Source organism: Micromonospora sp. BL1 (assembly GCF_003667485.1).
GTDB classification, from domain to species: Bacteria; Actinomycetota; Actinomycetes; order Mycobacteriales; family Micromonosporaceae; genus Micromonospora; species Micromonospora tulbaghiae.
In genome coordinates this window covers 1-11,504 of the sequence record NZ_RCVK01000420.1, presented here as the reverse complement: position 1 = coordinate 11,504, position 11,504 = coordinate 1, and the positions used below count along the sequence as shown (strand labels likewise).

At 73.1% G+C, this 11,504-nt stretch carries 15 protein-coding genes; 7 read left to right on the top strand and 8 right to left on the bottom strand.

Annotated features, from left to right (window positions below; translation table 11 throughout):
• Positions 1–2: 2 nt before the first annotated feature.
• Both EAD96_RS30680 and EAD96_RS30675 read left to right on the top strand, forming a co-directional pair.
• Positions 3–527, top strand: coding sequence for a nucleotidyltransferase domain-containing protein (locus EAD96_RS30680; RefSeq protein ID WP_121686684.1), 525 nt, complete (start codon positions 3–5; stop codon positions 525–527).
• Between the two features lie 40 nt (positions 528–567).
• A complete protein-coding gene (locus tag EAD96_RS30675) occupies positions 568–1,533 on the top strand; it encodes a chlorophyllase (RefSeq protein ID WP_121686687.1) in 966 nt (321 codons plus the stop codon).
• 4 nt (positions 1,534–1,537) lie between these two features.
• Here the strand turns inward: EAD96_RS30675 and EAD96_RS30670 are convergent, their stop codons facing one another.
• From EAD96_RS30670 to EAD96_RS30660, 3 genes are all read right to left on the bottom strand, one after another.
• Positions 1,538–2,491, bottom strand: coding sequence for a zinc-binding dehydrogenase (locus EAD96_RS30670; protein ID WP_121686686.1), 954 nt, complete (start codon positions 2,489–2,491; stop codon positions 1,538–1,540).
• 86 nt (positions 2,492–2,577) lie between these two features.
• A complete protein-coding gene (locus EAD96_RS30665; protein ID WP_120573292.1) occupies positions 2,578–3,753 on the bottom strand; it encodes an NADP-dependent malic enzyme in 1,176 nt (391 codons plus the stop codon).
• A gap of 157 nt (positions 3,754–3,910) precedes the next feature.
• Entirely contained in the window at positions 3,911–4,249 is a 339-nt protein-coding gene (locus EAD96_RS30660; RefSeq protein WP_120573291.1) for a S26 family signal peptidase, read from the bottom strand.
• Positions 4,250–4,327: 78 nt separating this feature from the next.
• On the opposite strand from EAD96_RS30660, the gene sodN reads away from it, so the two are divergent.
• Genes sodN through EAD96_RS30645 form a run of 3 tightly spaced genes read left to right on the top strand, consistent with a single transcriptional unit; the run spans position 4,328 to position 5,693 of the window.
• A complete protein-coding gene (gene sodN, locus EAD96_RS30655; protein ID WP_013288353.1) occupies positions 4,328–4,732 on the top strand; it encodes a superoxide dismutase, Ni in 405 nt (134 codons plus the stop codon).
• Complete coding sequence (locus tag EAD96_RS30650) at positions 4,729–5,253, top strand: GNAT family N-acetyltransferase (protein WP_121686683.1); 525 nt, start codon at positions 4,729–4,731, stop codon at positions 5,251–5,253. The genes sodN and EAD96_RS30650 overlap by 4 nt, the downstream gene beginning before the upstream one ends.
• A gap of 32 nt (positions 5,254–5,285) precedes the next feature.
• A complete protein-coding gene (locus tag EAD96_RS30645; protein WP_047894358.1) occupies positions 5,286–5,693 on the top strand; it encodes an ATP-binding protein in 408 nt (135 codons plus the stop codon).
• Between the two features lie 48 nt (positions 5,694–5,741).
• Here the strand turns inward: EAD96_RS30645 and EAD96_RS30640 are convergent, their stop codons facing one another.
• Positions 5,742–6,143 (bottom strand): hypothetical protein, encoded by a 402-nt coding sequence (locus tag EAD96_RS30640; protein ID WP_120574141.1) that lies wholly within the window; start codon positions 6,141–6,143, stop codon positions 5,742–5,744.
• Positions 6,144–6,186: 43 nt separating this feature from the next.
• On the opposite strand from EAD96_RS30640, the gene EAD96_RS30635 reads away from it, so the two are divergent.
• The gene (locus EAD96_RS30635; RefSeq protein WP_120573289.1) at positions 6,187–7,137 is read left to right on the top strand and encodes a diacylglycerol kinase family protein; all 951 of its coding nucleotides are present in this window, start codon (positions 6,187–6,189) and stop codon (positions 7,135–7,137) included.
• Between the two features lie 447 nt (positions 7,138–7,584).
• Entirely contained in the window at positions 7,585–7,842 is a 258-nt protein-coding gene (locus EAD96_RS30630; RefSeq protein ID WP_013288358.1) for a WhiB family transcriptional regulator, read from the top strand.
• 63 nt (positions 7,843–7,905) lie between these two features.
• Here EAD96_RS30630 and EAD96_RS30625 read toward each other — a convergent pair whose 3' ends face one another.
• From EAD96_RS30625 to EAD96_RS30610, 4 genes are read right to left on the bottom strand one after another with little or no spacing between them, the layout of a single operon-like run.
• Complete coding sequence (locus EAD96_RS30625; RefSeq protein ID WP_199733347.1) at positions 7,906–8,655, bottom strand: sirohydrochlorin chelatase; 750 nt, start codon at positions 8,653–8,655, stop codon at positions 7,906–7,908.
• Entirely contained in the window at positions 8,637–9,386 is a 750-nt protein-coding gene (locus EAD96_RS30620; RefSeq protein ID WP_121686681.1) for a phosphoadenylyl-sulfate reductase, read from the bottom strand. The genes EAD96_RS30625 and EAD96_RS30620 overlap by 19 nt, the downstream gene beginning before the upstream one ends.
• A complete protein-coding gene (locus EAD96_RS31315; RefSeq protein WP_120573286.1) occupies positions 9,383–9,541 on the bottom strand; it encodes an IS1 family transposase in 159 nt (52 codons plus the stop codon). The genes EAD96_RS30620 and EAD96_RS31315 overlap by 4 nt, the downstream gene beginning before the upstream one ends.
• Positions 9,538–11,247, bottom strand: a complete 1,710-nt coding sequence (locus EAD96_RS30610) for a nitrite/sulfite reductase (RefSeq protein ID WP_121686685.1) — start codon at positions 11,245–11,247, stop codon at positions 9,538–9,540. The genes EAD96_RS31315 and EAD96_RS30610 overlap by 4 nt, the downstream gene beginning before the upstream one ends.
• Positions 11,248–11,504: the final 257 nt, after the last annotated feature.

Genomic DNA, 11,504 nt, shown 5'->3' with positions numbered 1-11,504 from the left:
GGCTGGAGGGGCGGCATCTGGGGGCGATCCGCGAGGTCGTCGACGTGTGCGACGCCTGCGGGGTGGACATATGGCTGCGCGGGGGGTGGGCGATGGACTTCCACCTCGGTGAAGTGACCCGCCCGCACGTCGACGTCGACTGGTACTGCTGGCGGCGCGACGCCGACACGCTGGCCGACCGGCTCGGCGCGCTCGGCTGGCGCCCCGACCCCCGGATGCCCGCCACGACGCAGCTCGACCTGCTGCGCGACGACGTCGAGCTGAGCTTCGCGTACCTCGACCGGGACGCGGACGGCCGGGTCGTCGTCGGCGCCGGACCGTGGGCGGGCACGCTCCTGCCGGACGGCATGCTCGCCGGGCCGCCCGGCCGGATCGGCACGCTCGCGGCACCGGTGATCAGCGTCGCGGCGCAGATCGAGTTCAAGGAGATGTTCCCGGTCTGGATGCCGGAGCGCCCCCGCCGGGCCAAGGACGCGGCCGACCTGGCCCGTCTCCGGGCGTCAGCGGGTGGTCACCCGGCGCGCTGACCGGGCCTGGCGGCCGGAATCGCGAGGCACAATCGAGTTCATGCGCCGTCGTCCCGCCGCCCTGCTCACCGCCGCCGTGCTCGGCGCCGCCCTCACCGGCTGCTCGGAGCAGCCCACCGCCCCGGCCGGGCGGCCCGCACCCGACGTCCCACCGACCACCACCACACCCGCTCCGCGCGTACCGGCGGGCAAGGCCCCCACGGAGAGCTTCGCGGTCGGCGTACGCCAGGTGAAGCTGAACCGCGACGGCGAGCGGCCGTTGCCGGTGACGCTCTGGTACCCGGCGGCGGGCTCCGCCGGTGGCGCGGTCGAGCGTTCCGCCGCGGCGGCCGACGGGCGGTTCCCGGTGGTGCTGTTCAGCCACGGCCTGAGCGCGTGGCCGGAGGACTACCAGGCGCTGCTGACCCGCTGGGCGGCGGCCGGTTTCGTGGTCGCCGCGCCGCGTTTCCCGCACACCTCCCGGGGCACCGACGGCAACCCGCTGGACGTGCTCAACCAGCCGGCCGACGTGTCGTACGTGCTGACGCAGGTGCTCACGTTGGGCGAGAAGGCGGGCGATCCGCTGCGCGGCCGGCTGGACCCGGAGCGGGTGGCCGCGACCGGGCACAGCGCCGGCGGTGTGACCACGATCGGGTTGTTCACCGCCGGCCGGGACGAGCGGCTGGACGCGGGCATCGTCTTCGCCGGCACCGCGCTCGGTGTGGGCACCGCGTTCGCCGGCGCCGCCGCGCCGCAGTTGTTCGTGCACGGCGAGGCCGACGAGGTGGTGTCGTACGCCGCCGGCAAGGCCGTGTACGACGCGGTGCCGTGGCCGAAGGCGATGCTCAGCCTGCCCAAGGGCGACCACGGCCGGGCGCTGCTCGGCGACGGCAAGGCGCTGGGCGTGGTCGCCGACACCACTGTCGAGTTCCTCCGCTGGACGCTCTACGGCGACCCGGCGGCGAAGAAGCGCCTCCCGGCCGACGCCGCCCGGGGCGGCCTGGCCACCCTGGACGACCGGCTCTGAGACGTCAGGCGGTGTGGTCGACGACCACCTTGCCGAAGACCTCACCGGAGTGCAGCCGGGCGAACGCCTCGGAGATCTCGCTGAACGGCACCACCCGGTCGACCACCGGGCGCACCTCGTGCTCGGCGCAGAACGCGAGCAGCTCGGTCAGCTCGTCCGGGGTGCCCATCGAGGTGCCGAGGATCTCCAGCTGCATGGCGAAGACCCGCCGCAGGTTGACCTTGGGCTCGTGCCCGGCGGTGGCGCCGGAGACCACGATCCGGGCCAGCGGGGCGGCCGACTTAAGCGAGTGGTCGAAGGTGGCCGCACCGACCGTCTCGATCACCACGTCGACCCGCTCCGGCAGCCGCGCGCCGGGCTCCAGCGCGGTCGCGCCCAGCTCGGCGATCCGCTCCCGCTTGGCGGCGTCGCGGCTGGTCGCGTACACCCGCTTGCCGAGCGCGACGCCGAGCGCGACGGCCGCGGTGGCCACGCCGCCGCCGGCGCCCTGGACCAGCACCGACTCGCCGTCGGCGACCCGGCCCTTGGTGGTCAGCATCCGCCAGGCGGTGAGCCAGGCCGTGGGCAGGCACGCCGCGTCGGTGGCCGACAGGCCGTCGGGCAGCGGCAGCAGGTTCATCCGGGGTACGGCGACAAGCTCGGCGAACGTGCCCTGGTAGTGCTCGGAGAGGATGGAGACCCCGCGCGGGTCGCCGGGGGTGGGCACCACCGGGTAGATGACCACCTCGTTGCCGTCCGGGTCGGTGCCGACCGCGTCGCAGCCCAGGATCATCGGGAGCTGGTCGGCGGTCAGGCCCACGCCGCGCAGCGACCAGAGGTCGTGGTGGTTGAGCGAGCTGGCCCGGACCCGCACGGTGACCCAGTCGTCCTGCGGGTGGGTCGGCTCGGGACGGTCGCCGACGGCGAGCGCGGCGAGCGGGTTGTCGGCGTCGAAGGCCGAGGCGAAGGCAGCACGCATGATCGGCACGGTAACAAGCTGAGCAGCGGTTAAGAAGGGGTCCGTCCTATGCGAAACGCGACAGGACGGGCCCCTTCCCGTACACGTCAGCGGCGGGCGACCCCGTCGCGGCGGGCGGCCTCCGCGACCGCCTCGGCCACCGCCGGTGCGACGCGCGGGTCCAGCGGCGAGGGCACGATCGCGTCGGCGGTCAGCGACTCGGCCACCACGCCGGCGATGGCGTCGGCGGCGGCCACCTTCATCGAGTCGGTGATCCGGGTGGCCCCGGCGTCCAGCGCGCCCCGGAACACACCGGGGAACGCGAGCACGTTGTTGATCTGGTTCGGGTAGTCGCTGCGCCCGGTGGCGACCACCGCCACGTGCCGGGCGGCCACCTCGGGGTGCACCTCCGGGGTGGGGTTGGCCAGCGCGAACACGATGCCGCCGGGAGCCATGCCGGCCACCGCCGCCTCCGGGATCTGGCCGCCGGAGACGCCCACGAGCACGTCCGCGTCGCGCAGCGCCTCGGTGATGTCGCCCTGCCGGCCCTCGGCGTTGGTGATCTCGGCAAGCTCGGCCTTGGTGCCGGTCAGCTCGCGGTGCCGGCCGATGATGCCGCGTGAGTCGCACACCACCACCCGGTCCGGGTCGACGCCGCCCGCGATCAGCATCTTGGTGACCGCCACTCCGGCCGCGCCCGCGCCGCTGACCGCCACCCGCAGGTCACCGAGCTTGCGGTTGAGCAGCGTCGCGGCGTTGCGCAGCGCGGCGAGCACCACGATCGCGGTGCCGTGCTGGTCGTCGTGGAAGACCGGGATGTCCAGCGCCTCGTCGAGCCGGCGCTCCACCTCGAAGCAGCGCGGGGCGCTGATGTCCTCCAGGTTGATCCCGCCGAACGAGGGCGCGAGCGCCTTGACCGTCGCGACGATCTCGTCCACGTCCTGCGTGTCCAGGCAGACCGGCACCGCGTCCACGCCGGCGAACTGCTTGAACAGCACCGCCTTGCCCTCCATCACGGGCAGCGCGGCGCGCGGGCCGATGTTGCCGAGACCGAGTACGGCGGAACCGTCGGTGACCACGGCGACGGTGTGCGACACCCAGGTGTAGGTGTCGGCGAGCGCGGGGTCGGCGGCGATCGCCTCGCACACCCGGGCCACACCCGGGGTGTACGCGAGGGAGAGATCCTCGCGGCTGGTCAGCGGCACTGTGGAGGCGACTGCCATCTTGCCGCCGACGTGCAGGCGGAAGACGGGATCGGCGGGGTCCGGGGTGGACGAAGACATGGTGACTCCAGGATCTGTCGAGCAGACGGACCGGCCGGCGTGGTCAGCGGTGGTCAGCGACCGGCGGCGCGGCGGTGCGGGGGTCACCCGGGCACTTTTCGAGCATAGTCACGCTTCGGCACCCAGTATGTGAGCGGGGTCATATCCGCTCCGGTCGTTACCTGCCCCTGACCCGTCCCGGACGCGGCCACCAGCGGGCCACCACCCGGCCCCGGACGTCGGCCACCCCGTACGCGCGGGAGTCGTCGGCGACGAACTCGTTGTCGCCGCGCAACCACCATCCGCCGTCGCGCGGTTCCACCGCCCGCTTGACGACGAGCAGGTCGGGACGGCTGCGGAACACCGCGACGACCACGTCCCCGGGGCGTACCGGCCGGCCTCCGGTGCGGACCAGCACCGCGTCGCCGTGACGCAGCGTCGGGGACATGGACGGGCCGGTCACCAGCACCGGCACCAGCGGGCCGCGCAGAGCCGGGGGTTCACCGGTGGGCGCCATGTCACCTCCCAGCCCCCGAGGGCGTCTCCAGGAGTAATGTCGTCTTGGATCATCGCAAACAACCCATGGAGGACCCTGATGCGCCTTCCCCGCATCCTCACGCCCCGGGTGACGGCCAGCGCTCACTGCGACCTGCCCTGCGGCGTATACGACCCGGCCCAGGCCCGGATCGAGGCCGAGTCGGTCAAAATGATCTGCGAGAAGTACCAGGCCAATACCGACCCGGAGTTCCGCACCCGCGCCATCCTGATCAAGGAGCAGCGCGCCGAGCTGGTCAAGCACCACCTGTGGGTGCTCTGGACCGACTACTTCAAGGCTCCGCACTTCGAGAAGTACCCGCACCTGCACCAGCTGTTCAACGAGGCCACCAAGCTGGCCGGCGCGGCCGGCGCCAAGGGCGGCACCGACCCGGCCAAGGCCGACGAGCTGCTGGCGAAGATCGACGAGATCTCGAAGATCTTCTGGGAGACCAAGCAGGCGTGACGTCGCCCGACGGCACTCCGACGATCCGGCCGGTACGTCCCGAGGACGTACCGGCCGTCGTCGCCATGGTGCACGAACTCGCCGAGTACGAGCGCGCGCCGGAGCAGTGCCACCTCACCACGGCACAGCTCGACGCGGCCCTGTTCGGCCCGTCCCCGGCGCTGTACGGCCACGTCGCGGTCGACCCGTCGGACCGGCCGGTCGGCTTCGCGCTCTGGTTCCTCAACTTCTCCACCTGGGCCGGCGTGCACGGCATCTACCTGGAGGATCTCTACGTCCGCCCGGACGCCCGGGGCACCGGCGCGGGCCGGATGCTGCTCGCCACGCTCGCCGCGATCTGCGTGGAGCGCGGCTACCAGCGGCTGGAGTGGTGGATGATCAACTGGAACCCGGCGGCCCGCTTCTACGCCGCGATCGGCGCCACGCCGATGGACGAGTGGACCCCGTACCGGCTGGCCGGGCCCGCGTTGCGCGAGCTCGCCACGCACGCGACGGCCGTGCCCACGCGGCCCGCCCCCTGACCGGGTAGAGTCCCGCACCGGGGGGAGGAGCCGTGACTCAACTGACCGGGCACCCGACGACCGACGACGACGTCGTCCACCTCACCGTGCCCGCCGACGGTGGTTACCTCGGCGTGCTCCGCACCGCCACGGCCGGGCTCGCGGCCCGGCTCCAGTTCGCCCTCGACGAGATCGAGGATCTGCGCATCGCCGTCGACGAGGCGTGCGCCATGCTGCTCGCCATCGCCACCCGCGACGCCGAGTTGGAGTGCCGCTTCGCGGTCACCGAGGACGCGCTCACCGTCGAGGTGACGGTGCCGACGGTCCGGGGCGCCACGCTCCCGTCCGAGTCGTCGTTCGCGTGGAAGGTGCTCACCGCGCTGACCACCGGGGCGAACGCCCACGCGTCCGGCGGCCGGGCCACCATCTCGCTGCTGACCCGCCGCGCCGGCGGATTCTGACCGGCTCTTCCCGCCACCGGCCCGGCGGCGTCCGGGCCGGGTCTGCGCTCAGCGGGCCGGCTCGCCGAAGCCCAGCGCGCGGTTGGTCGGACCGCTCACCAGCAACGCGACCATGCCGATCCCGAGCACCATCAGCGGCACGCCGAGCCAGCCCATGCCGCCCTCGATCATGAACCAGCCGACCGGCAGCAGCATGAGCTGAAGCACGATGGCCGGCGCGCGGGCCCCGGCACGGCGGCGGGACAGCGCGCCGCCGAGCGCCCAGAGCGCCACCGCGCCGCCGACGGCGAAGACGGTCACCAGCAGTGCCGAGGTCAGATCCGTCGTGTCGGCGGTGAGGTCGGACCAGATGAGCCACACCGCGATCAGCCCCAGCGCCACCGCCTGGGCTCGTAGCAGGAGCACCGCGGCGCGCAGCGTGCCGGGGAGCGGGTCGGAGTCGATCGTCACGGGCGCCACGATACCGGTGGGTAGTCGCGGTACAGTGCCGCCCATGCGGGCCGTCCTGGTGGTCAATCCGAAGGCCACCACCACCAGCGAGCGCAGCCGGGACGTGCTGGTCCGGGCGTTGCGCAGTGAAGTCGACCTGTCGGTGCGGTACACCCGCCGACGGGGCCACGCCATGGACCTGGCCCGGGAGGCCGCCCAGGAGGGCGTCGACCTGGTCGTCACGCTCGGCGGCGACGGCACCGTCAACGAGGTGGTGAACGGCCTGATGGCGGCGGAGCCGCCGACGTTCCGCACCGGACAGACCTCGGCCGAGCGGCTGCCCGCGCTGGCCACCGTGCCGGGCGGTTCGACGAACGTGTTCGCCCGCGCGCTCGGGCTGCCCCGGGAGTGGCCGGACGGCACCAGCATGATCCTGGAAGGGCTGCGGCTGGGCCGGTCCCGCACGATCGGGCTGGGCCGGGCCGACGACCGCTACTTCACGTTCTGCGCGGGGTTCGGGCTGGACGCGGCGGTGATCCGCCGGGTCGAACAGGCCCGCAAGAAGGGGCGCGTCTCCACCCCGGCGCTCTACTTCCGCTCCACCGCGAGTCAGTACTTCGTCGGCTCGGACCGCCGCCACCCGTCGATCACGCTGGAGCGCCCGGGTGAGGCGCCCGCGACGGAACTGGCCACCGCCATCATCCAGAACACCGCGCCGTGGACGTACCTGGGCGACCGGGAGATCAACCCGAACCCGGAGGCGTCGTTCGACCTCGGGCTCGACGTGCTCGCGCTGCGACGGCTGCGGGTGGCCAGCACGGCCCGGACGGCGGTGCAGTTCTTCTCCCGGCAGCCGGATCCGCACGGCAAGCAGGTGCTGCGACTGCACGACGTGGCGGAGTTCACCCTGGTCTCGGACCGGCCGCTGCCGTTCCAGCTGGACGGGGACTACCTCGGCGAGCGGGAGAAAGTCCGATTCACATCCGTTCCGGCCGCACTGAGAGTAATCTGCTAGGTCTCGGGTACCCCAGTCGGTTGACGCGGACCCCCCGCCGCGCGGGTGCGGTGGCCGCCACGCCGAGGAAGGGTGCCGGAAATGTCAGCAACGTCACGCAGACCGTACTACATTGATTATCGACTGTGGCACGCCGGGTAACCAGAGCCCTGGTAAACCCGGACAAATGGGTGGTGAGCCCGCTCACTGTTCGGAGTTTTTCCGAGCGTCACCCTTGACATCGCTGTAGTTCGTGAAAGTATTCACAAGCGAACTCGTGTTGCCGGGACATTGCCTGGATATGCTCGTTCGGTTGAGCTGTTCCAGCAGGTCCGGGCACCCCACAGCCTGCTCACGCTGCGCCGAATTGATGGATGCTGACCGTCACCATTCGGCAATGCGGACGCAAATAGAAATAGCAACGAAGCGTTATCTGGCCACCCACTAAGAATGAGGAGTGTTGCCGCCATGGACTGGCGCCACGATTCGGTCTGCCGCGACGAGGACCCGGAGCTGTTCTTCCCGATCGGGACGTCCGGCCCGGCCCTCCTGCAGGTGGAGCAGGCGAAGGCCGTCTGCCGGCGCTGCCCCGTGACCGACCAGTGCCTGCAGTGGGCGCTGGAGTCCGGTCAGGACGCCGGCGTCTGGGGTGGGATGAGCGAGGAGGAGCGTCGCGCGGTGAAGCGCCGCGGCGGCCTCCGGGTGCTGCGCGCTCACTCCGCCTGACCCGTACACGCTGATCGCCCCGGCCGGGATTCCGGCCGGGGCGTTCTGCTGTCCCGGACCGGGTCAGCCCGTCACCGCCTCCACCCGCCGCCGGACCAGGTCCGCCAGCTCCGGCAGGTCGGTCAGGGGATCCGCCACCGCCACCGCGCCGGCCGACCGGGCCGACGCGCGTACCCCGTCGTGGAACCGGCCCGGGGCCAGGAAGTAGGCGGCCACCGCGACCCGGCGGGCGCCCGCCTCGCGCAGTCGCGTCACCGCGCCGCCGACCTCCGGGGGCGCCGCCGAGGCGTACGAGACGCGGCAGGGCACGCCCAGCCTGGCGCCGAACGCGGCGGCGACCCGCCCCACCGAGGCGCGCGCCGCCGGATCCCGGGTGCCCGCCGCCGCCAGCACCACCGCGTCCAGCCCGCCCGGCCCGTGGCCGGTCGCCTCCGTCAGGCGGCGGCGCAGCCCGTCCAGCAGCCCGCCGTCCACCCCGCCGCCGGTCGGCCCCAGCACGTCGGTCACCCGTACCTCGATGTCCGCGCCGGCCGCCGCGACCGCCGCCGGGATGTCCACCTTCCGGTGGTACGCGGCGGTCAGCAGCAGCGGCACCAGGATCGCCCGGGAGTGACCGGCGGCGGCCAGCCCGCGCAGCACCTCGGCCGGCCCGGGATCGGTGTGGTCGAGCCAGCTCGGCAGCACCGGACGACCGGGGCAGGTGTCCGCCACGGCCCGGGCCAGCGCCCGGGTCGCCTCCGCCGCACGCGGGTCACGGCTGCCGTGGGCCACCAGCACCACCGGTGGCCCGGCGCTCAGGTGTGCAGGCCGCACTCGGTCTTCTCGAACATCGCCCAGCGGCCGGACCGGGGGTCCTCCCCCGCCTTCGTCCGCCGGGTGCACGGCCAGCAGCCGATCGAGCCGTAGCCGCGGGCGAACAACTCGTTCACCGGGATGTCGTACCGGGCCACGTAGGCGTCCACCTCCCGCTGCGTCCACGCCGCGATCGGGTTCACCTTGACCTTGCCGCGCCGCGCGTCGAAGCCCACCACCGGCGTGTTCGCCCGGGTCGGCGACTCGTCCCGGCGCAGCCCGGCGGCCCAGGCGTCGTACCCGGACAGCGCCCGCTCCAACGGCTCCACCTTGCGCAGCTGGCAGCAGTCGTCCGGGGACCTGTTGAACAGGCGCGGACCGTACTGGCCGTCCTGCTGGCCCACCGTCATCCGGGGCCGGATCGAGCGCACCCGCACCGGCATCCGCCGGGCCACCTCATCGCGGACCTTCAACGTCTCCGGGAAGTGCAGCCCGGTGTCCAGGAACACCACGTCGACGCCGGGCGCGACCCGGGAGACCAGGTGCGCCAGCACGCCGTCGGCCATCGAACTGGTCACGCAGAACCGCTCGCCGAACGTCTCCACCGCCCACCGCGCGATCTCCAGCGCGGGCGCGTCCGCCAGTTCCCGGCCGGCCTCCTCGGCCAGCGCGCGCAGCTCATCCGGGTCGCGGCGGGCCGGCTCGGCCGCGCCGATCAGCCCGAGGCCGGCGGCGGAGACCAGGCCGGTCACCGGTTCACCGCCCGGCTCAGCAGGCCGGTGAACTTCACCGTGAAGACCCGCGCGCAGGCGTGGCACTCCCAGGCGCCGTGCCCGGCCTCGTGCGGCCGCAGGTCCTCCTCCCCGCAGTACGGGCAGTAGAGAGGCGCAGACCGAGCGTCGCTCATCGCAACTCCTCCTCGTCGACTCTGATCACCCAGTTGGCGAACGTCTCACCCTCGGTCCGGCCGGCCAGGTAGCGGCGGGCGAGGCGTTCCACGTACTCCGGAAGCTCCTCGGCGGTGGTCTTCAGACCGCGCAGCTTGCGGCCGAAGCCGGCGGTCTGCCCCTGCGCCATGCCGAGGCCGCCGCCGAGGTGCACCTGGAAGCCCTCGACCTGCCGGCCGTCCGGGCCGACCACGAGCTGGCCCTTGAGCCCGATGTCAGCGACCTGGGTGCGGGCGCAGGCGTTCGGGCAGCCGTTGAGGTGGATGGAGATGTCCGCGTCGAAGTCGCGCAGCCGCTCCTCCAGGCGCGCGACCAGTTCCTCGCCGCGCCGCTTGGTCTCCACGATCGCGAGCTTGCAGAACTCGATGCCGGTGCAGGCCATCGTGCCGCGCCGCCAGGCCGACGGCCGGGCCTCCAGGCCGATCCCGCGCAGCGCCGCGACCAGCTCCTCGGTCCGCTCCGGCGCCACGTCCAGCACGAGCAGCTTCTGGTACGGGGTGAGCCGCACCCGGCCGCTGCCGTGCGCCTCGACCACGTCGGCGAGCTGCGCGAGCTGGGTGCCGGAGACCCGGCCCACCACCGGGGCCGCGCCCACGTAGTTCGCGCCGTCGCGCTGCGGGTGCACGCCGATGTGGTCGACCGGCTTCGCCGGCAGGTCCGCAGCCGGACCGTCGAGCAGCGTCCGGCCCAGGTATTCCTTCTCCAGCACCTCGCGGAAGCGCTCCACGCCCCAGTCGGCGACCAGGAACTTCAGCCGGGCCCGGTTGCGCAGCCGGCGGTAGCCGTAGTCGCGGAAGATGCCGACCACGCCGGCCCACACGTCCGGCACCTCGTTCAGCGGCACCCAGACGCCGAGCCGCTTGGCGAGCATCGGGTTGGTGGAGAGCCCGCCGCCGACCCACACGTCGAACCCGGGCCCGTGCTCCGGGTGCTCCACGCCGAGGAACGCGATGTCGTTCGCCTCGTACGGCGTGTCGACCAGCCAGGAGATCGAGGTCTTGAACTTGCGGGGCAGGTTGGAGTACGCCTTGTCGCCGACGTACCGGCGGACGATCTCGTCGATCGCCGGGGTCGGGTCGAGCACCTCGTCCCGGGCCACCCCGGCGACCGGGCTGCCCAGCACGATCCGGGGGCAGTCGCCGCACGCCTCGGTGGTCTGCAGGCCGACCGCCTCCAGCCGGCGCCAGATCTCCGGCATGTCCTCGACCCGGATCCAGTGGTACTGGATGTTCTGCCGGTCGGTGATGTCGGCGGTGTCCCGGGCGAACTCCCGGGAGATGTCCGCGATCACGCGGAGCTGGGCCAGGTTGAGCTGGCCGCCGTCCACCCGCACCCGGAGCATGAAGAACTCGTCCTCCAGCTCGTGCGGCTCCAGCACAGCGGTACGCCCGCCGTCGATGCCGGCCTTGCGCTGGGTGTAGAGGCCCCACCAGCGGAACCGGCCGCGCAGGTCCTGCGGGTCGATCGAGGCGAAACCGCGGTGGGCGTAGATGTTCTCGATCCGGTCCCGCACGTTCAGCGGGTCGTCGTCCTTCTTGATCCGCTCGTTGGGGTTGAGTGGCTCACGGTGCCCGAGCGCCCACTGCCCCTCGCCGCGTGGCCGGCGGGGCGCACGGGCGGCAGGCGCCGGGGTGTCGGGACGGGTCGGGGTGCTGCTGACCGCCATCGCGGCGTCCTCCATGGGTCTGCTGCGGTGCCTGGAGCGCGGACGCGGCGGCCGGCCCTGGGAAGGGCCGTGGACGGCGATGTCGATGACGGCCGGCGCGAGTACGCGCCCGAGACGGAAGGGTCGGGCGTCGTCAGTGGGCCGGACAGATCGCGCTGCGCACGCGGCCGTAATCGACGTGGCGACGAGCCACGAAGCGGCGGACGACAGCGGCGGTCATGTGCCTCATGCTGCCACACCCCGCCCCGCCCGGCGAC